This is a genomic window from Endozoicomonas sp. ISHI1 (assembly GCF_024606225.1).
Lineage (GTDB): Bacteria > Pseudomonadota > Gammaproteobacteria > Pseudomonadales > Endozoicomonadaceae > Endozoicomonas_A.
Genome location: NZ_JAGRPU010000038.1, coordinates 34,337 through 53,477 on the forward strand (window position 1 = coordinate 34,337; position 19,141 = coordinate 53,477).

At 47.9% G+C, this 19,141-nt stretch carries 18 protein-coding genes; 10 read left to right on the top strand and 8 right to left on the bottom strand.

Annotation, left to right across the window (positions count from 1 at the left end; translation table 11 throughout):
* The first annotated feature begins 66 nt into the window (after positions 1-66).
* The 5 genes from KBW69_RS19160 to KBW69_RS19180 all read left to right on the top strand — a co-directional run bounded on the left by KBW69_RS19160 (position 67) and on the right by KBW69_RS19180 (position 5,119).
* Positions 67-1,785 (top strand): iron ABC transporter permease, encoded by a 1,719-nt coding sequence (locus KBW69_RS19160; protein WP_257274312.1) that lies wholly within the window; start codon positions 67-69, stop codon positions 1,783-1,785.
* Positions 1,782-2,840, top strand: coding sequence for an ABC transporter ATP-binding protein (locus KBW69_RS19165; RefSeq protein WP_257274313.1), 1,059 nt, complete (start codon positions 1,782-1,784; stop codon positions 2,838-2,840). The genes KBW69_RS19160 and KBW69_RS19165 overlap by 4 nt, the downstream gene beginning before the upstream one ends.
* 99 nt (positions 2,841-2,939) lie before the next feature.
* A complete protein-coding gene (locus KBW69_RS19170; RefSeq protein WP_257274314.1) occupies positions 2,940-3,380 on the top strand; it encodes a DUF1499 domain-containing protein in 441 nt (146 codons plus the stop codon).
* Positions 3,381-3,620: 240 nt separating this feature from the next.
* Positions 3,621-4,355 (top strand): sterol desaturase family protein, encoded by a 735-nt coding sequence (locus tag KBW69_RS19175; protein WP_257274315.1) that lies wholly within the window; start codon positions 3,621-3,623, stop codon positions 4,353-4,355.
* A 122-nt stretch (positions 4,356-4,477) separates the two neighbouring features.
* Positions 4,478-5,119 (top strand): MarC family protein, encoded by a 642-nt coding sequence (locus KBW69_RS19180; RefSeq protein ID WP_257275404.1) that lies wholly within the window; start codon positions 4,478-4,480, stop codon positions 5,117-5,119.
* Between the two features lie 7 nt (positions 5,120-5,126).
* Here KBW69_RS19180 and mnmE read toward each other — a convergent pair whose 3' ends face one another.
* From mnmE to rpmH, 5 genes are all read right to left on the bottom strand, one after another.
* On the bottom strand, positions 5,127-6,503 hold the full coding sequence (mnmE, locus tag KBW69_RS19185; protein WP_257281908.1) for a tRNA uridine-5-carboxymethylaminomethyl(34) synthesis GTPase MnmE: 1,377 nt from the start codon (positions 6,501-6,503) through the stop codon (positions 5,127-5,129).
* A gap of 122 nt (positions 6,504-6,625) precedes the next feature.
* Positions 6,626-8,305: a membrane protein insertase YidC gene (gene yidC, locus KBW69_RS19190; RefSeq protein WP_257281909.1), complete on the bottom strand. Its 1,680-nt coding sequence runs from the start codon at positions 8,303-8,305 to the stop codon at positions 6,626-6,628.
* Entirely contained in the window at positions 8,281-8,619 is a 339-nt protein-coding gene (gene yidD, locus KBW69_RS19195) for a membrane protein insertion efficiency factor YidD (RefSeq protein WP_373690719.1), read from the bottom strand. Before yidD ends, yidC begins: the two co-directional genes overlap by 25 nt.
* A gap of 163 nt (positions 8,620-8,782) precedes the next feature.
* A complete protein-coding gene (gene rnpA / locus KBW69_RS19200) occupies positions 8,783-9,151 on the bottom strand; it encodes a ribonuclease P protein component (RefSeq protein ID WP_257274835.1) in 369 nt (122 codons plus the stop codon).
* 13 nt (positions 9,152-9,164) lie between these two features.
* Complete coding sequence (gene rpmH / locus KBW69_RS19205; RefSeq protein WP_257274837.1) at positions 9,165-9,299, bottom strand: 50S ribosomal protein L34; 135 nt, start codon at positions 9,297-9,299, stop codon at positions 9,165-9,167.
* 805 nt (positions 9,300-10,104) lie between these two features.
* Here rpmH and dnaA point away from each other — a divergent pair.
* From dnaA to lpcA, 5 genes are all read left to right on the top strand, one after another.
* On the top strand, positions 10,105-11,703 hold the full coding sequence (dnaA, locus tag KBW69_RS19210; RefSeq protein ID WP_306674590.1) for a chromosomal replication initiator protein DnaA: 1,599 nt from the start codon (positions 10,105-10,107) through the stop codon (positions 11,701-11,703).
* An 85-nt stretch (positions 11,704-11,788) separates the two neighbouring features.
* Positions 11,789-12,892 carry a DNA polymerase III subunit beta gene (gene dnaN, locus KBW69_RS19215; protein WP_257281910.1) on the top strand — a complete coding sequence of 368 codons (1,104 nt, stop codon included), beginning with the start codon at positions 11,789-11,791 and terminating at the stop codon, positions 12,890-12,892.
* Positions 12,893-13,013: 121 nt separating this feature from the next.
* Positions 13,014-14,180: a DNA replication/repair protein RecF gene (recF, locus tag KBW69_RS19220; protein ID WP_257281911.1), complete on the top strand. Its 1,167-nt coding sequence runs from the start codon at positions 13,014-13,016 to the stop codon at positions 14,178-14,180.
* Positions 14,173-16,587: a DNA topoisomerase (ATP-hydrolyzing) subunit B gene (gyrB, locus tag KBW69_RS19225; RefSeq protein ID WP_257275074.1), complete on the top strand. Its 2,415-nt coding sequence runs from the start codon at positions 14,173-14,175 to the stop codon at positions 16,585-16,587. The genes recF and gyrB overlap by 8 nt, the downstream gene beginning before the upstream one ends.
* 142 nt (positions 16,588-16,729) lie before the next feature.
* Positions 16,730-17,311 carry a D-sedoheptulose 7-phosphate isomerase gene (lpcA, locus tag KBW69_RS19230; protein WP_257281912.1) on the top strand — a complete coding sequence of 194 codons (582 nt, stop codon included), beginning with the start codon at positions 16,730-16,732 and terminating at the stop codon, positions 17,309-17,311.
* Positions 17,312-17,372: 61 nt separating this feature from the next.
* Here lpcA and KBW69_RS19235 read toward each other — a convergent pair whose 3' ends face one another.
* The 3 genes from KBW69_RS19235 to KBW69_RS19245 all read right to left on the bottom strand — a co-directional run.
* On the bottom strand, positions 17,373-18,113 hold the full coding sequence (locus KBW69_RS19235; RefSeq protein WP_257275076.1) for a 1-acyl-sn-glycerol-3-phosphate acyltransferase: 741 nt from the start codon (positions 18,111-18,113) through the stop codon (positions 17,373-17,375).
* A gap of 16 nt (positions 18,114-18,129) precedes the next feature.
* Entirely contained in the window at positions 18,130-18,690 is a 561-nt protein-coding gene (gmhB, locus tag KBW69_RS19240) for a D-glycero-beta-D-manno-heptose 1,7-bisphosphate 7-phosphatase (RefSeq protein ID WP_257275077.1), read from the bottom strand.
* A 215-nt stretch (positions 18,691-18,905) separates the two neighbouring features.
* Positions 18,906-19,141, bottom strand: a 236-nt coding sequence (locus KBW69_RS19245; RefSeq protein ID WP_257281913.1) for a transposase, incomplete at its 5' end; no start/stop codon positions are given.

The window sequence follows — 19,141 nt, forward strand, 5'->3', positions numbered from 1 at the left end:
ATTCATTCCGTTTTCTGTAGAATTGACCGCCTGGCAGAGCTCGGACAGATATTTAAACAGACTTTCATGAAACAGGTGCCTACCGCTTTAGAAGCACAGGAAAATGACTTATCACCACTCTCTTCAGAGCGTGGCAGTGACAAGTCATTTTCAAAACAAGGCCTTTCGCTTTTCTGGAGAGCTGGCAGCTGGTTGCTGGCTCTTCTGCTTTTTACTCCGTTGCTGGCACTGGTCTATGAGGCCTCTGGGCCCACCGGCGAGATTTTTGCCCACCTGCGAAATACTGTGCTGGGCACATACATCCTCAACACCGTACTGTTGATCTCCGGTGTCGGTATTCTGGGTTTGATCCTTGCCCTCCCTGCGGCCTGGATCATGGCAAACTGTGAAATCCCCGGTAAACATTATCTGCAATGGCTTCTGGTACTGCCACTGGCCATGCCTTCTTACGTGGTCGCCTATATCTATACAGACCTGCTGGAATACGCAGGCCCGGTTCAAAGACTGTTGAGGGATTTAACGGGTTGGGAGAGTGCTGCCGATTATTTTTTTCCTGATATTCGCAGTCTGGGCGGCGCAATCATGATTCTTGCGCTCGTGCTTTATCCTTATCTTTATCTGCTGGCCAGAACCGCCTTTCTTGAACATTCCCAGAGTCAGATACTGGCCAGCCGACTGCTCGGATGTTCTCCTGTTGCCAGTTTTCTCAGGGTCTCAATCCCCATGGCCAGACCGGCTATCATAACTGGCCTGGCGCTTATGGGTATTGAGACACTGGGTGATTTTGCTACGGTTGATTACTTTGCCGTACCGACTTTAACGACAGCTGTCTATGACACCTGGCTGGGTTATGGCAGTTTGAATGCCGCTGCCAAATTATCTGCCATTATGCTGGTTGCAGTCGTGCTACTGATCTCACTGGAAAGCTACAGTCGCAGAAGACAGCAGCTCTACCAGAAGGTCACCGGGCAGGATCACAGTAAAGCCTTTCTTTTGCAGGGGTGGAAAAAGGCCCTGGCCATGTTCTGGTGCTGGATGCTGGTAACACTGGGCTTCCTTCTGCCTGCCGCTATTTTGTTGGATTACGTTGTCCATTATTTCAATGACTCCTGGAACCAGGAATGGCTGACATACAGCCTCAACAGTTTGAAAGTTTCATTAAGTGCAGCCACCCTCGCAACCATGGTCGCCCTGTTTCTGGGACTGTATCAGCGCCTTCAGAACAGTCACTTTGCCAGTATTCCTGCAAAGTTGGTATCTACCGGGTACGCGCTTCCCGGAAATGTTCTGGCGATTGCGGTGCTAACCCCCTTAACCCTGTCTGACCATGGCCTGAATGGTCTTCTCATGGCCTTTGACTTACCACCCGTTGGTCTGATTTTCAGTGGCTCGATATTTGCGATTGTTTTCGCCTACACTGTACGCTTCTCAGCCGTGGCTGTTGGCAGTGTCGAATCCAGTCTGGGCAGAGTCTCCCCATCTCTGGATATGGCCAGCAGAACATTGGGGTGTAAACCTTCCGAGATGGTAAGACGTGTTCATATTCCTATGATCCGCAAAGGTTTGTTGACAGGATTTCTGCTGGTTTTTATCGAATCCATGAAAGAGCTGCCAGCCACGCTTCTTTTAAGACCTTTTGGCTTTGAGTCACTGGCGACAAGGGTTTTTCAGTTTGTTTCCGATGAAAGACTGGAACAGGCCGCTCTGGCCGCATTGATAATGGTCCTGGCCGGACTGGTACCACTGATACTTTTGAATCGTTCGCTGGAGGCAGAACAAAAATGACCGCCCTGACTATTGCTGGACTGAGCTGCCGTTACGAACAAACAGAAGTACTCTCTAACCTGAGCCTTGAGGTAGATGAAGGGGAGATTGTTTGCCTGCTGGGTCGAAGCGGCTGTGGTAAAACCACGCTTTTAAAAGCCATTTCAGGGCTTCTTCAGCCATGTGCGGGGACGATTTCACTGCACGGTCAGGTCGTCAGTTCAATCGGTGGAACACTGCCTCCGGAACAGCGCGGAATAGGGATGATCTTTCAGGACTACGCGCTGTTTCCTCATCTGACTGTGTTTCACAATATTGCCTTTGGCCTTCGAGACCTTTCCCGCAGAGATACCCGCAAGCGTGTGGAAGACATGCTGGAGCTGGTCAACCTTTCCGGTTTGGACCGCCGCTATCCTCATGAGCTTTCCGGTGGTCAGCAACAGCGTGTTGCTATTGCCAGAGCTCTGGCTAACAACCCTTCCCTACTGTTGCTGGATGAACCTTTTTCCAATATTGACAGTCAGGTAAGACAGAGGCTGGTGAGGGAGGTGAGGGACATTCTCAAACAGCAGAAAGTCACAGGACTGTTTGTCACTCATAACCGTGATGAAGGTTTTGCCTTTGCCGATTCCGTTGCCATTATGCACGACGGAAACATTCTGCAACGAGGTCACTCTTTCGACGTCTATAATCGTCCTGCAAGTCGCTTCGTGGCAGAGTTTATGGGGTCTGGCAATCTCCTGCCCTGTGAAGTGATAAACAGCCGCTCTGTTTCAACCCCGCTGGGGATTGTTGAGTCATCGAGTGACATTTCAGCAGACCCCGGTCAGACTGCAGAGTTGTTTATCCGCCCGCAAATGTTTTCGATTGAGAGGTGTCAGTGCGAAAACCCGCTGAATCCTGCCCAGATCAAAAGCCAGCAGTTTATGGGAACCCGCTTGCGGACCGAGGTTAGGCTGAAAGAAAGTGTTCTGGTCGTGGAAAACTCGACCCCGTTCCCGGAAAGCACACCAGTGGATATTTCGGTACAACCCCATGAACTGCTGCTGTTCGATCAGAAAGGCTATTCACTCTGATCTTTCCATGGTCTGTCATCAATGAACGACCATGGTTCTTTCAGCACCCAATCAGATCCGTCATACTGATGCCCGGGTAACTGATTCGGAGAAAATCTGATGCTGGACTTCCTTTTCACAGCCGTCGATGACCGGGTCATCGATTTTGAAACATTAAAACTGCACGAAAAGCCCAATCAATACCTGGTTTTGCCAGAAGGCAATTTTTCAGCAGAGCCTCATCAGCTCAGCCCGGTTCTGAGCATCAGTGCCACAGAGCTGCAAAAACAGTTTTCAAACATCGCCCAAAGCCAGAAGAAGGTAGAAGTCTTGCGGACCAGTGATGATGGTTTGCAAGTCGACTACGTCCAGAGAACCCCTTTTATGGGCTACCCGGATACCATTACCGTCCGTTTTTACCCTCAGGGGGAAGACACCAGCACGCTGGCTATTTACTCTCGCTCACATTACGGCTACTCGGATTTGGGGGCTAACAAGAAAAGAATCACGCTCTGGCTCGATAACCTGAAAGCCTCAATTAAAGACCCAAAAAAGCATTAGATAAGAATATATCCGGACTCACTAATGACCACTATGTCGTGTGATAACCATCATTGACCAAGACAAGATATGCAATTTCAAATGATTATTAACCATCCCGAATGGTTACTGATGCTGCTTGCTCCGCTGTTTATCGGTTTAATGGTGGCGGAGTATTTCACTGGCCAAAGGTGCGGAAAGCTACCGGAAAATTCTGCCTATAAACTGCCAGAAGTGCTGTGCAACTTCTCATTAGCAGGTATGCATCAGCTGGCAGATCTCCTTACAGGCCTGTTGATTGTAAAACTCTATTTCTGGCTTTTTGGCTGGAAGTTGCTAGAGATTGAAATGAACGCAGCGTCCTTTGTTATTTTGCTGATCTTACAGGATTTTTGCTACTACTGGTTTCATCGCGCCAGCCACAGGGTGCGCTGGATGTGGGCTGCCCACGTCGCACATCATAGCTCGGAAAGAATGAATTTCAGCACAGCGTTTCGCCAAAGCCTGATGTACCCGATTGCTGGTATGTGGCTGTTTTGGGTTCCTTTGGTCATCATAGGTTTTGAGCCTAAATGGGTTATCTTTGCGGTCCTGCTTAACCTGGGGCTACAGTTCTTTGTTCATACACAGTGGGTTCGCACTCTCGGTAAGCTCGAACTTATTTTTAACACACCGTCGCATCACCGGGTTCATCATGGGCTCAACGCTCAATACATTGATAAAAACTATGCCGGTGTTCTGATCGTCTGGGATAAGCTATTCGGTACCTTTGAACCAGAAGTGGAAACCGTGCGCTACGGGATCAGCAAGCCTGTCAACAGCTATAATCCGCTGGTTGTGACTTTCTCTGAATGGTTGGATATGTACAGAGAAGTAAAAGGCAAACACACGACGCTCAAACAGCGTATGAAGATCTTTTTTGCTCCACCAAGTGATAAACCAACAGTGACAGAGTCTGAAAGTCCGGATCAAACGGTAAAAAAAGAAAATCAATAGGATTTTGACTGTCAACAACCGAGTAACCACTGAAGAAGGACGGAGTCAGATCCGGAACAGCCATGATATTGAGAGAGTTCTGAACTATCCTTGGGCCTTATTGACTGCTCTGCGGCTTGAAGATGACAGAACTCTTATCATTCGCAGCCACTGTCTTTGTGAGCTTCTTTGCCATCATGAATCCCGTTGCCAATACCCCCATTTTTCTGGGCTTAACCAATGGGCTTGAATCGGCTGAAAAGCGAAAAATCGCCATACAATCCAACTTTCTGGCGTTCATTATTGTCAGTGTCTTTTGCCTGCTAGGTCATGTCATTTTCAGTCTTTTTGGTATCACCCTCCCGGCACTCAGAATTGCAGGAGGCATTCTGGTGTTCCTGATTGGCAAGGACATGCTTTCCGGCAATAGCTCAGAGGTTCACACTCCCAGTATCGAGGATAATCGTAAAAGTCTGGAGCATCCCCATGTCAGTATTGCGATCAGTCCACTGGCAGTGCCCATTCTGGCAGGGCCGGGAACGATTGCTGCGGCGATGAATTTTGCGACAGGAAAAGGCATCCCTGAGGTGACCGTCTGTATCACTGTCTTTGGAGTGCTCTGTGGCATCAGTTGTCTGTTTTTTCTCTCGGGAGAACGCTTCCTCCACTATCTGGGAGAAAGTGTAGTGAAGGTCATCAGTCGTATGATGGGACTAATTCTGGCGGTGATCGGTACCCAGCTTGTCATAGAGGGTGTTTATGGTGCCTGGAAGCTGAACCTCTGAAGATTACTTACTTTCCGATACAGAACGAAGAGAAAATCCTGCCCAGTAAATCATCGCTGGAGAACTCGCCGGTGATTTCACCCAAGGCTTTCTGGGCATGTCGCAAATCTTCTGCCAGAAGTTCTCCCGCTCCCATGTATTCAAGCTGCTTCTGACCGTTATCCAGAAACTCTTCTGCTCTGCGCAGTGCATCCAGATGTCTGCGCCGGGCAGAGAAACCTCCCTCCATAGCTCCCTCATACCCCATACAGGCTTTCAGGTGCTCTCTGAGGGCATCCAGGCCACGTTCTCTCATTGCGCACGCCCTGATCAGGGGAACCCCTTGAACAGCTTCTATGCCGGCCTGTTCGCCTGTCAGATCAATTTTATTACGGATGACTGTTAACTTTTCTCTGGAAGGCAATCGATCAACAAACTCAGGCCATATGTCGTGAGGATCGATTGCGTCAGTAGTGGAGCCATCCACCATTAAAAGCACTCTGTCGGCGTCTTCTATTTCTCTGAAAGCCCGTTCTACACCAATCTGTTCGACCTTGTCATCAGTCTCTCGCAGACCGGCGGTATCAATAACATGCAAGGGCATACCGTCGATATTGATATGCTCTCTGAGAACATCACGAGTGGTGCCGGCAATGTCCGTTACGATAGCCGACTCCCGTCCTGATAACGCATTCAAAAGACTGGATTTACCCGCATTGGGACGCCCGGCAATCACAACGGTCATCCCCTCACGCTGAATAGCCCCCTGACCTGCCTCTGTTATAACCAGTGCAAGGTGGCTGATGATGGTTTTGAGATCGCCTGCCACTTTACCATCGGCCAGAAAATCAATCTCTTCTTCCGGAAAGTCGATGGCGGCTTCAACATAAATTCTCAGTTCAATCAGAGCTTCGACCAGCTCATTCACTTTTCTGGAGAAAACACCTTGCAATGATCTTAGTGCCGATCTGGCTGCCTGTTCTGAAGTACTGTCAATCAAATCTGCGACGGCCTCGGCCTGTGCCAGATCCATCTTGTCATTCAAAAAGGCTCTTTCGGAAAACTCTCCGGGATTGGCCAGCCTGATCCCCAGGGCATTAATTCTCTTCAGCAACAAATCCAGAATGACCGGACCGCCATGTCCCTGGAACTCTATAACGTCCTCTCCGGTGAATGAATTGGGATTAGGAAAATAAAGAGCCAAGCCCTCGTCCAGTACCTTATCCCGCTCATCATAAAAAGGACCGTAATGTGCATAGCGGGGACTGGGTTCCTTTTTCAGAATCTCTCTGGCTACCCGCAAAGCTCCAGGGCCCGAGACCCTGATGATACCCACTCCGCCCCTACCGGGAGCGGTAGCCTGAGCGGCAATAGTGTCTTTATGGAGTGCGCTGAGGTCAGACATAGCAATAACTGGCTGAGAAAAATAATCGCGTAGTCTAATTCAAGGCAGGTGCTGGCGCTATGGCCTTCAAGCATCTAAAAAAAACGGACCGTCACAGTCCGTTTTTTTTGAGAGGTTCAGACTCAGGAGTCTTCCCTCTCGATCTTTCGGGTGATGATATATTGCTGAATAATCGACAGAATGTTGTTGGTTACCCAATACAATACCAGACCCGCAGGGAACCAGAGGAAGAATACGGTAAAGATCAGTGGCATCAACTTCATTACCTTGGCCTGCACAGGATCAGGAGGCGTCGGGTTCAGCATCTGTTGTGCAAACATTGAAGCCCCCATGATCAGCGGCAAGATGAAGTAAGGGTCCATCTGGGACAGATCCTGAATCCAGCCAAGCCAGGGGGCCTGACGCAGTTCTACAGACTCCTGCAGTACCCAGTAGAGGGCGATGAATACCGGCATCTGAACAAGAATCGGCAGGCAGCCACCCATTGGGTTTACCTTCTCTTTCTTGTACATCTCCATCATGGCCTGAGACATCTTCTGACGATCGTCGCCATATCTCTCTTTCAGCTCCTGCATCTTTGGCCCCAGCTTGCGCATTTTAGCCATAGAGCGGAAGCTGGCCTGGTTCAACGGATAGAATACCGCCTTCACACAGACCGTCAGCAGGATGATTGCCCAGCCCCAGTTGCCCACCAGAGAGTGGATAAACTGCAGCAACATGAACAATGGTTGAGCCAGGAACCAAAGCATACCGAAGTCCATGGTCAGCTGCAGGCCGTCTGCCAGGTTCTTCAGAGCAGGTTGGTCTTTAGGACCTGCATAGAGTGTCGCACCGGTGGTCACTTTCTCTCCGGGATTTACTACCAGAGGGTCATTGTAGAAACCCACCATAAAGTATTCGTTGTTACGAGATACTTGGGTGTAGTAATTGTGAGGCTTGTGCTGGTCTGGCACCCAAGCACTTACAAAGTAGTGTTGAAGAATGGCTGCGTAGCCACCATCAACTCTTTCCTTGAAAGGCTCTTTGCTGAAATCATCAAAAGGCAGCTTCTTGTATGGCTCGTCAAGTGAACGGACAGCAGCCCCCAGGTAAGTATTCATGGGTGCACTGGAATTCACAGAGCTCGGGTCTTCTGAACCATCACGCTTCAGCTGAGCGTAGAAGGTATCACGCCATACCCTGTCACTGTTGTTGGCAATTTCATAGGCTATTTTGACCTCATAAGTGCCACGCTCAAAGGTATAAGTTTTGGTCACCTGAACATTGTCAGTGGTTCGAGTCAGTTTGACTGTCAGCTGATCCTGACCGGTTGGCAAAGTGTAGCGGCTCTCTGCTGCGCTATAGAGAGGTCTCTGATTCTGGTCGTTGGTGGGACCGTCGGTAGTAATCAGGCCGCTCTGAGCGGTATAGACACAGGTCACTTCACCTGGTGTACAGTCGGGTCTGTTGACCAGCAGCTGGAAAGGCGTGGCTTTCTCACCTTCTTCTGGCAGCCAGGCCGGGTACTTGGGCAGGCTGAGCCCAATAATGTCACCACCGGCCGGGTCGATCTGAAGGTTCAGAGTATCTGTTTTGACAGTAATCAGTTGAGCCGAGGCCTGAACCCTGGCATCCAGAATTTCCGGAGAAGAAGATGATGACGTGATAGTGGGTAAATCAGAACCACTTTGAGAAGTGGAGACATTAGCCACAACAGCGTCGCTGGCCGGCCGGGTCTGATTATAATCTTCATTCCATTGCTGAAGTGTAAATACACCAACAACGGCTATCGCACCTATCAAGAGTGTTCTTTGCAGATCCATGATGTCCGAGCCAAAGAGTCTTGGTGATGAATATGATCGTCTGATGACCGATGTTGCCTGTCCGAGGGAGCGGGCACCGGATCAAAACCTCCTGGATGCCAGGGATGGCAACGCAGCAGTCGTTTCAAGGTCAGAAAACTACCTTTCAGAAAACCATGATATTCGAGAGCTTCCTGTGAATAGCTGGAACAGCTTGGGTAAAAGCGACAATGCCTGCCCATAATGGGGCTCAGGCAGTAACGGTAGACCTTGATCAATCCCACGGCACTGCGTCTGGGCAAAAGCACTAGAAAATTCATCATGGGTCTGGTCATGTCGACTTTACTCTGTTTGTGCCGAATCGACAGGAAACATATCGGCTAATAATTTGAGTGGAGACAGTATGACTGGCTTTCTGAAGAGTGACTGGAGGTAGTAACTACCTCCACTGCCACGCAGCAGCACCATAGAGTGCCTGCTTCAGACTATGGTCTCCATTCAGGAAACCTTCTGCTCATTCCGACGTCCGGCCAGTTTAAACCATTGGTGGGTGAGCAGTTTATTGATATCGCAGCTTTCCAGCTCATCCAGACCTCTTCTGGCCAGAACAACGATATCGAGATTTCCCAGTTCGCTCTGATGAAGGCGAAAGGTTTCCCGGATATGCCGTTTGACTCGATTACGGCCGGTAGCTTTACGGATATTTTTTTTGGCAATCACCAGTCCCAGGCGGGGATGGTTAAGCTCATTCCTGCAAGCCAGTATCAGCAAATGGCGACTACTGACCTTGATATCCGTATGGTCGAAAACCTGCTTGAAATCAGCTGCTGAGCAAAGTCGCAAATTGCGACCAAAAGCGAAGCTCACCTGTCAATCCAAATCAGGCAGCCAGACGCTTGCGACCTTTGGCACGACGACGGTTGATAACCGCACGACCGTTCTTGGTAGCCATGCGAGCACGGAAACCGTGATTGCGCTTGCGCTTCAGATTGCTGGGCTGAAATGTTCTTTTCATGACGTTACTCGTTTTATCGATTTACAAAAAGACGGGCATTCTAAGTAATTGAGGGATTAGCGTCAATTTGCATTTGTCAAGAGTTTGCCACAGGGGTTGAGGGCTTAATCCTTAGAAGGCTGTCAGCTCTTTGCGGATATCAGAAGTGGCTAGTCAATAAGAGTATTTTTATAAGGGAAATTACGTTCTCTTATATATAGAGAAAAAACAGCATTCCAACGACTTAACATGCCTTTTTAAATAAAAAATATTTTTTGGCTAATTCAAGATAATGAAATACATATAGTACATATGTACTTGAGTAATGTTGTTTTGTTTTTTTTATGAATATTAAGCAGTCGTTTTTATGTGGATAAGTCTCATAAAGCCTGATAATCAGTGGGTTTGTTCATGTGTGTGAATGTGTAGAAAATCAGCGGCTATACTGTTTTCTTCTTGCCGATAGCTTGTGTATAACCCGCGGTTTTATGCACAGAGCTTGAATACATCATACTTATGCACAGCTCGCTCATCTTTGATTAGCCTCTATTAGCACAGCCTTTTCCACATTATTTTTTCATAACAGGCCGTCCCTTTTTTATCCCTTTATTACTTTTAATATATTGATAATTAAGTAAAAATATTTTTTTGGGACTTGTTTTCAAGAAATTTAAGGTGTGGATAACTTTCCCCCGAAAGGATACAATTGAAGCTGTTTTTTGCTTATTCTTCCTACGTTCCTGCAATGCTCTGTTGTGGAGGAATAGGTGTTTCTGGACAGATTCTGTTTCCTGTCTATAGCGAAGTCGTCCGGCAGGCAGGTTGAATGGCTTCCACTTCACCCTTTTTCAGGAGAGCGCCTGTGCCTTTAGAGCTCTGGCAAAAGTGTGTGGACTTGCTTCAAGATGAGCTGTCCTCACAGCAGTTCAATACCTGGATTCGCCCACTAAAAGTGATGGGTGATGAACACGATCTTTGCCTGCTGGCTCCTAATCGCTTTGTTGCGGACTGGGTGAAAGAGAAGTTCCTGCCTCGCATCGAGGAAATTCTTGATGAACTGACCGACGGACAGTCTCCGGCGGTAGCTTTGGCGGTGTCGAACCGTCGTCCCCAGTCTCTCAGTCGCAGAACATCTCCACCTGCCAGCAGGCCTGTGAACACAGAAGAACCCAAGCCCGTTGCAAAAGAAAAGAAGGCAGTGACCCGTGAGTTAGTGTCCAGTCTCACTGAAGCATCAAGTTCTTCCGGCATTCAGCCTGTGCCGTCTGAGAGCATTGAGCCTCCTGCCGTGACCAAGAAAGTCAATCCTCTGAAAGCAAAAGAGGATACCGGCAGCAATCATCCTGTTAACAAGGAAGAAGCTTCTTCCGGACGACAAATAGACGTCGAAGGTTCAATAAAACATAATAGCTCCCTGAATGCTCACTTTACTTTTGATACCTTTGTTGAAGGTAAATCAAACCAGCTGGCACTTGCAGCAGCCCGTCAGGTTTCTGAAAATCCGGGAGCTGCTTACAATCCACTTTTTTTATACGGCGGTGTTGGTCTGGGTAAAACTCACCTTATGCACGCGGTGGGTAATTCTCTGGTTCGTCAAAATCGTAATGCCAGAGTCGTTTATTTGCATTCCGAGCGATTTGTTGCCGATATGGTCAAAGCGTTGCAATTGAATGCTATCAATGACTTCAAGCGCTACTATCGCTCCGTCGATGCCCTGCTGATTGATGACATCCAGTTCTTTGCCGGAAAAGAACGTTCCCAGGAAGAATTTTTTCATACCTTCAATGCCCTGCTTGAGGGTGGTCAACAAATGATTCTGACCTGTGATCGTTACCCCAAGGAAATCAATGGTGTTGAGGAGCGATTAAAGTCGCGATTTGGGTGGGGCCTGACTGTCGCAGTAGAACCTCCGGAGCTTGAAACCCGGGTAGCCATACTGATGAAGAAGGCAGAGCAACAAAAAGTGGAATTGCCTCATGAGGCAGCTTTCTTTATTGCCCAGAGAATTCGGTCCAATGTGCGTGAACTGGAAGGCGCTCTGAAACGAGTGATTGCCAGTGCCCACTTTATGGGGCGCAAGATTGATATCGACCTCATCAGGGAGTCCCTGAAGGATCTGCTTGCTTTGCAGGATAAACAGGTCAGTATTGATAATATTCAAAGAACTGTGGCTGAGTACTACAAGATCAAGGTTGCTGATATTCTGTCTAAACGTCGCAGCCGTTCTGTGGCCAGACCCAGGCAGATCGCAATGGCTCTTTCCAAGGAGTTAACCAGTCATAGCCTGCCTGAAATTGGTGACGCTTATGGCGGACGAGATCATACCACTGTACTTCATGCCTGCCGTAAAGTGAAAGAGCTGGTGGATGAAGACGGTGAAATCCGTGATGACTACAAAAATCTATTGAGATCGCTGACTAGCTGATTTTGATTCAGTCAGCAGATATTTAATGAATTCAGGAAGAAAGTCATTGTGACTGCCTTCCAGATAGCCAAGAGAAAGGAAAGCGATGAAATTTACCATTAATCGGGAAGCATTGCTCAAGCCACTTCAACTGGTGGCGGGTGTTGTTGAGCGCAGACAGACTCTACCTGTATTGTCCAACGTCCTGATGGTGGTGGACGGTGATCAACTCTCATTGACAGGTACCGACCTGGAGGTGGAGCTGGTAGGTCGAGTGACACTGGATGACGTCTCTGAGGGCGGAGAAATTACTGTTCCCGCCCGAAAGCTAATGGATATCTGCAAGTCTCTTCCGGAAAACGCTTTGATTGAGTTTTCCCAGGATGATCAACGGGTCAAGCTGAAAGCAGGCCGTTCTCGCTTTACACTGTCCACTCTGCCTGCCAACGAATTTCCAAGCATTGACGAAGAAGCAGGTTCCATGACCTTTACTATTGGTCAGAGTCGTTTGCGTCGATTGATTGATCGCTCTGGTTTTGCTATGGCGCAACAGGACGTCCGTTATTATCTGAACGGTATGCTGATTGAAGTCAGCCAGAATACGCTGAGATTTGTTGCTACCGATGGGCATCGTCTGGCTATGTGTACTGTCGATGCTGATATTAATCAGCTTGATCGTCATCAGGTCATCGTTCCTCGTAAGGGGATTTTGGAGATGGCTCGTCTTCTGACGGAAGGTGAAGAGATGGTTCATATCTCTTTGGGGGCAAACCATATCAGGGCGAAAACCGGGGACTTTATATTTACCTCCAAACTGGTGGACGGAAAATTCCCTGATTATGATCGTGTTATCCCCCGTGGTGGCGACAAGATTATTATTGGTGATCGTCAGGAACTTCGTCAGGCTTTCCAACGCGCTTCCATTCTTTCCAATGAAAAGTACCGTGGTATTCGCCTGATCCTTTCTGATGGTTTACTTAAGGTGATGGCCAACAACCCTGAGCAGGAAGAAGCCGAAGAAGAGATCAGTCTGGCTTACCACGGTGAAACTCTGGAAGTGGGTTTCAACGTCAGTTACTTGCTGGATGTTTTGTCTGTTATCACTGGTGAATCCGTCAAGATTACCCTCTCTGACCCTAACAGCAGTGCTCTGCTGGAAGAGTCTGATGCCAGTGACTCCACTTATGTTGTTATGCCTATGAGACTTTAATGAAGGTGTTTTTACCATCATTCGAGGCTTTTTTACTGTTCAGGGCCTTTTCAAGGCAAAAGGCTCTCTCATCATTACAAGCTTTTGTGAAGTATGTCATTCCCGACAGGGTGATAGGAAAATGACGATTCACAAGCTGATGATCAAGGATGTCAGGAACCTGGCATCTGCCACCTTCTCCCCTTCTCCGGATATCAATATTCTCTACGGACTCAATGGCAGTGGGAAAACCAGTATTCTCGAGTCTATCCATCTCTTGGGTTTGGCTCGATCTTTTCGAAGTGCCAGACTAAAACCGGTTATTCGTCATAAACAGGGAAAGTGCACTGTATTTGCTCAAATTCAATCCAATAATGATCGACTGATACCGGTTGGCGTCTCCCGAGATATAGAAGAAGAACATTTTCAAATTCGTGTGGCCGGGGAAAGTCTTAAGTCAACTTCTGAGTTAGCCAGACTTCTGCCTTTACAAATTATCAATCCTGATACCTTTAAACTTTTGGAAGGTTCACCCAAGCAAAGAAGACAGTTTCTTGATTGGGGAGTGTTTCACGTGAAACACACTGAATTCTTACCTATTTGGAAGCGAACTCAAAAAGTACTTAAACAGCGGAACAGTTTACTACGTCATGGTAAAATGAAGGGTTCATCCGTTTCATCCCAGCTTTCAGTCTGGGATGTGGAACTGGTGAGGGCCGCTGTGGCTCTGGATCAACTAAGGCAGCAATACTTTGATCAACTGACACCCGTTTTTCAGGATGTTCTCAGCCAGCTAACCTCACTTGCTGATATCAAGATTGGTTATTACCGAGGTTGGGATAGAGAACGCTCTCTGGCTGATGTGTTAAAAGAAAATGCAGTTCGTGATTTTCAGGCTGGATACACACAGTCAGGGCCACAACGAGCTGATATTAGAGTGCGTCTTGATGGAAGTAATGCCGTCGATATTTTGTCTCGTGGCCAGCTAAAGTTAGTCGTTTGTGCGTTAAAGCTTGCGCAAGGTTATCTCTTTTCAAAAATGAGTAATAGCCAGTGTGTTTTTCTTGTGGATGATTTGCCTTCAGAGTTGGATATTCATCACAGAAAAGCTATGTGTAAAATATTACAGAATATGCAAAGTCAGGTATTTATTACCTGTGTAGAGCCGGGCGCACTGGTGAATTGCTGGGAGCCTGAAATTGATCTTAAAGTGTTTCACGTGAAACAGGGAACTGTGAACCTGAAATCTGGGCGTGAGATTCGCCAGGCTGAATCGCTGGAGAAATCGCTGGAGAAAGAGTATGAGTGAACAAAATTACGATGCGTCCAATATTAAAGTGCTGAAAGGCCTCGATGCAGTTCGTAAGCGTCCAGGAATGTACATTGGTGATACGGATGACGGTACCGGACTTCACCACATGGTGTTTGAAGTGGTAGATAACTCGATCGATGAAGCCCTGGCAGGCTTCTGTGATGAAATTGCAGTTATTATCCACCCGGATGAATCCATAACCGTTCGTGATAACGGTCGGGGAATCCCGGTAGATATCCACGAAGAAGAAGGTGTGTCTGCCGCTGAAGTGATCATGACGGTACTTCATGCGGGGGGGAAGTTTGATGATAACACCTATAAAGTCTCTGGTGGTCTTCACGGTGTCGGTGTATCCGTAGTAAATGCCCTTTCCAAAGAGCTTAAACTGACCATCCGCAGAAATGGTCAGGTTCATCAGCAGATCTATGCGCACGGTGTTCCACAGGAACCTATGAAGGTGATTGGAGAAACTGAAAAGAGCGGTACAGAGGTTCATTTTGTTCCCTCTGAGGAAACCTTCTCCAACATCCAGTTTAGCTATGACATTCTGGCTAAAAGGCTGAGGGAACTCTCTTTCCTGAACTCTGGCGTCTTTATTCGACTGATTGATGAGCGTTCGGGGAAAGAAGACCAGTTTCGCTATGACGGAGGCCTGAGTGCATTCGTTGAATATCTGAATACCAATAAAACCAATATCAACAAGGTCTTCCACTTCACGAAAGTAAGGGAAGATGGCATTGGTGTAGAGGTGGCATTGCAGTGGAATGATGGCTTTCAGGAAAACATTTTCTGCTTTACCAACAACATTCCTCAGCGTGATGGGGGGACCCACCTTGCTGGCTTCAGAGCCGCGCTGACCCGTAACCTGAACAACTACATTGAGCGTGAAGGTTTTGCCAAGAACCAGAAAGTTTCTACTTCTGGTGATGATGCTCGTGAAGGCCTCACTGCGATCATATCGGTTAAGGTGCCTGATCCTAAATTTTCTTCCCAGACCAAGGATAAACTGGTTTCTTCTGAAGTGAAGACCGCTGTTGAGCAGGAGATGAGCAGTTATCTTGCGGACTACCTGATGGAAAACCCACAGGAAGCCAGAGCGGTTGTCAACAAGATGCTCGATGCAGCCAGAGCACGTGAAGCAGCCCGCAAAGCCCGCGAAATGACCCGCAGAAAGGGGGCGCTGGACATAGCAGGACTGCCCGGGAAATTGGCTGACTGTCAGGAAAAAGACCCTGCGCTCTCTGAACTGTACATCGTGGAGGGTGACTCTGCGGGTGGCTCTGCAAAGCAGGGACGAAACCGGAAAACACAGGCCATCCTGCCACTCAAAGGTAAGATCCTGAACGTTGAAAAAGCACGCTTTGACAAAATGCTTTCCTCTCAGGAAGTCGGTACTCTGATCACCGCAATGGGGTGTGGCATTGGTCGTACTGAATTCAACATTGAGAAACTGCGGTATCACAATATCATCATCATGACCGATGCTGATGTTGACGGCTCCCATATTCGAACCCTGTTGCTGACATTCTTCTTTCGCCAGATGCCAGAGCTGATTGAAAATGGCTACGTTTATATCGCTCAGCCGCCGCTCTATAAAGTGAAGAAAGGTAAACAGGAGCAATACCTTAAAGACGATGTTGCCTTGGATGACTATCTGACCCAGTCTGCCCTGGAAAACGCCACCCTGCATGTTAATGAAAATGCGCCGGGTATCGGTGATGAAGCTCTGGAATCTCTGGTAAAAGAATACAGAAAGGTTATTGCAACTATCGAACGTCTGTCTCGAATTTATCCTTCTGAAGTCATGAAAGAGATGATTTATCTGGATGCCGTTTCCGAAGAAGACTTAAAAGATCAGACAAAAATGATGTCTTGGCTGGACACCCTGAATGTACGCATTCAGGAGCTGAAGTTAGCTGGCCGCGAGATGAGTTTTGAGCTGTTTGAAGATCGCGAGCATCAGGTGTGGTTGCCCAAAGTTACCATCGTTTCCCATGGTGTGCCGACCGAATACACCTGGAATGTCGACTTCTTTGGCTCGGGTGATTACGGTTCGATCAAAAGTCTCGGAGCCAAGCTACAGGGATTACTGGAAGAGTCCGCATTCATCCAGAAAGGTGAGCGGAAAAAGGCGGTAGAAACCTTTGAGGAAGGTCTGGATTGGCTGATGTCAGAGTCTACCAAACGTCACAACATTCAGCGCTATAAAGGTCTGGGTGAGATGAACCCCGAGCAGCTTTGGGAAACCACGATGGATCCGGACGTGCGAAGGATGCTTAAGGTGACCATTGAAGATGCTATTGCTGCTGACCAGATCTTCAATACACTGATGGGAGATCAGGTTGAGCCTCGTAGAGACTTTATTGAGTCTAATGCTTTGAACGTGGCTAACCTTGATATTTAATACCCCATAGTTGCACTCAGGGTCCTTAGACAAAGCGGCTCTGAGCGCAATCAATTAACCCTCTTTCGGGCAAATAAAGTTATGCTGCACCGTTGATACATCAGCAGTATACTTGAGGCCTCCGATTCAACAGTTGACAGACATGTACCATTCAGTAATTCGTGCAGAACTCGAAGAAGCCCAACAGCTTCTGGAGCGCTTTCTTAATGATGAAACCTGTATTGATGCTATAGATCGTGCTGCGAGCCTGCTGGCCGAGGCCTTTAAGCAGGGTGGAAAGGTTATTTCCTGTGGTAACGGAGGCTCTCATTGCGATGCTATGCACTTTGCTGAAGAACTGACTGGCCGCTATCGTGATAACCGTCCTGCTTACCCGGCGATTGCCATCTCTGATGTCAGTCACCTCTCTTGTGTCTCCAATGATTACGGTTATGAGTATGTGTTCTCGCGTTATCTGGAAGGCGTTGGCTTTGAGGGCGATGTCCTGTTCGGGCTCAGTACCAGTGGTAACTCTGTCAATATCCTGAAAGCGGTTGAAGCGGCCCGGAAAAAAGGGATGAAAGTGATTCTTCTGACGGGTAAGGATGGTGGAAAAATGGAAGGTCTGGCGGATGTAGAGATCAGGGTGCCCCACTTCGGATACGCTGACCGAATCCAGGAAATTCACATCAAAGCCATTCATATCATGATTCAACTGATCGAGAAGTACATGGCTTCCTCTTAGTGATTTGATGGCAAGCCAACATCTTCATCACCTGTTATCCGGTGATGAATGATGTCTGAGCTTAAGCCCCTTCCGATTTCCCATTCATGTTATCCAGTGTATTGGAAATCCAGTCCCGAGCTTCATTATTAATCTCCAGCGCCGTCCTGTCTTTGGTTTCTATGACTGTTCCTATATGAAGCTGAATGGTCCCGGGCTTTTTTAGAAAACTGTTCATAGGCCAGCAAGCAGCGGCATTATGGGCAATGGGCAGTACATTAACCCCAGCCTTTCGTGCCAGATTGACACCGCCTCTTGAGAACTTGCCTAGCTGGCCATTAGGATTACGAGTACCTTCTGGAAAAATCAAAACCCAACGACCGTCGTGCAAAGCTGAAGTACCCTGTTCTACTACATCGTTTAATGCGGCCCTTGGATCATTACGATTAATGGCGATAGGTTTAATGAGTCTGATGGCCCAGCCAAAGAATGGAATTTTCAATAGCTCTTTCTTAAGAACCGGAGCCTGAGGGCTAAAGAGCGTCTGCAGGAAAAACGTTTCCCAAGTGCTTTGGTGATTACTGATCATGACGCATGGGATGTCAGTAATGTTTTCTTTTCCATGTACTTCATACTTTATCCCACAGATAAATCTGGCCAGTCCCATAGCGATAATCGCCCAGTACTTCACCAGTATGTTGTGGCGTCTGTTCATGGGAACGAGAGGAGCAACAAAAACCATTACCATGGACCAGAAAACAGTAAAAATGGTCAGCAGGAAATAAAATAAAGCTGTTCTTATGGATTGAACGACGAGTGACATTTAAAACCTATTGTGTTTATCCTTGAAGACTGATCTGTGACTGTCCGATAATGAAGCGAGTAAAAGCGGCCAAGTCTTCAAACACTGGCACATTATCAAGACCTTCCCCTTTATTTAGCGTTCTGACGCCCTTGCCGGTTTTTACCAGAGCTACCTTACATCCCACTGCTTGCCCTGCCTCAAGATCTCTTAGAGAGTCCCCGACGACCCAGGCAGATGATGCAGGAATGTTTAGAGTTTCTTCGATCTGTTCAATCATCCCCGGAAGAGGCTTTCTGCAACAACATTGATCGTCAGGGCCATGGGGACAGTATTGAATGCAGTCAATCTTGCCACCTTCTGAAACCACCAGATCGAGCATTTTTTGATGCATGGCCTTGAGGGTTTCTTCAGTAAAGTAACCTCTGGCAAGGCCCGACTGGTTGGTTGCAATGGCGATGGAATACCCTGCCCTGCTGAGCCTGGCTATAGCTTCAATGCTGCCAGGCAGAGGAATCCACTCATCTACCGAACGAATGTAGTGGTCAGAGTCTTTATTAATGACTCCGTCGCGGTCAAGAATGATCAGTTTGCTCATAATTTCAGAAAGCAGGTTTGATACCTGAAACATTGGAAAATATTGGTTTTTGCTCGAATTGATGAAAGCTGGCTCAGTGATTCAGTTCCGAGAGTAGAACCAGTCATAAGCTATCAAATCCAGTGTGTTGACATCCTCTCGCCCCTGAAGGAGCGAGATTCCCGTTAGTCACCTAACAGGCTTCCTGTTTCAACACGCCTTCCCTAGATGGTTGCTTACGCAGCCATCCCCGCTCCAGTCGCTCCACAGGCCAACCCCGCCAGCCCGGCGGTTTTAATATTAATGGCTGCATTAATGTCCCTGTCGTGATGGGTTTCGCACTCTGGGCACTCCCATTCACGAATAGACAACGGCAGACTTTCATGAACAAACCCGCAACCGGAGCAACGCTTGGAGCTTGGAAAGAATTGGTCGATCTCAACAACTTGTCTTTCTGCCCACTCCGCCTTGT

Excerpts from the sequence above, each read along its gene's own strand:
- KBW69_RS19160 (WP_257274312.1), top strand. The coding sequence starts at position 67 with ATGAAACAGGTGCCTACCGCTTTAGAAGCACAGGAAAATGACTTATCA.
- KBW69_RS19165 (WP_257274313.1), top strand. The coding sequence starts at position 1,782 with ATGACCGCCCTGACTATTGCTGGACTGAGCTGCCGTTACGAACAAACA.
- KBW69_RS19170 (WP_257274314.1), top strand. The coding sequence starts at position 2,940 with ATGCTGGACTTCCTTTTCACAGCCGTCGATGACCGGGTCATCGATTTT.
- KBW69_RS19175 (WP_257274315.1), top strand. The coding sequence starts at position 3,621 with ATGCATCAGCTGGCAGATCTCCTTACAGGCCTGTTGATTGTAAAACTC.
- KBW69_RS19180 (WP_257275404.1), top strand. The coding sequence starts at position 4,478 with ATGACAGAACTCTTATCATTCGCAGCCACTGTCTTTGTGAGCTTCTTT.
- mnmE (WP_257281908.1), bottom strand. The coding sequence starts at position 6,503 with ATGTCTGACCTCAGCGCACTCCATAAAGACACTATTGCCGCTCAGGCT.
- yidC (WP_257281909.1), bottom strand. The coding sequence starts at position 8,305 with ATGGATCTGCAAAGAACACTCTTGATAGGTGCGATAGCCGTTGTTGGT.
- yidD (WP_373690719.1), bottom strand. The coding sequence starts at position 8,619 with ATGACCAGACCCATGATGAATTTTCTAGTGCTTTTGCCCAGACGCAGT.
- rpmH (WP_257274837.1), bottom strand. The coding sequence starts at position 9,299 with ATGAAAAGAACATTTCAGCCCAGCAATCTGAAGCGCAAGCGCAATCAC.
- dnaA (WP_306674590.1), top strand. The coding sequence starts at position 10,105 with ATGGCTTCCACTTCACCCTTTTTCAGGAGAGCGCCTGTGCCTTTAGAG.
- dnaN (WP_257281910.1), top strand. The coding sequence starts at position 11,789 with ATGAAATTTACCATTAATCGGGAAGCATTGCTCAAGCCACTTCAACTG.
- recF (WP_257281911.1), top strand. The coding sequence starts at position 13,014 with ATGACGATTCACAAGCTGATGATCAAGGATGTCAGGAACCTGGCATCT.
- gyrB (WP_257275074.1), top strand. The coding sequence starts at position 14,173 with ATGAGTGAACAAAATTACGATGCGTCCAATATTAAAGTGCTGAAAGGC.
- lpcA (WP_257281912.1), top strand. The coding sequence starts at position 16,730 with ATGTACCATTCAGTAATTCGTGCAGAACTCGAAGAAGCCCAACAGCTT.
- KBW69_RS19235 (WP_257275076.1), bottom strand. The coding sequence starts at position 18,113 with ATGTCACTCGTCGTTCAATCCATAAGAACAGCTTTATTTTATTTCCTG.
- gmhB (WP_257275077.1), bottom strand. The coding sequence starts at position 18,690 with ATGAGCAAACTGATCATTCTTGACCGCGACGGAGTCATTAATAAAGAC.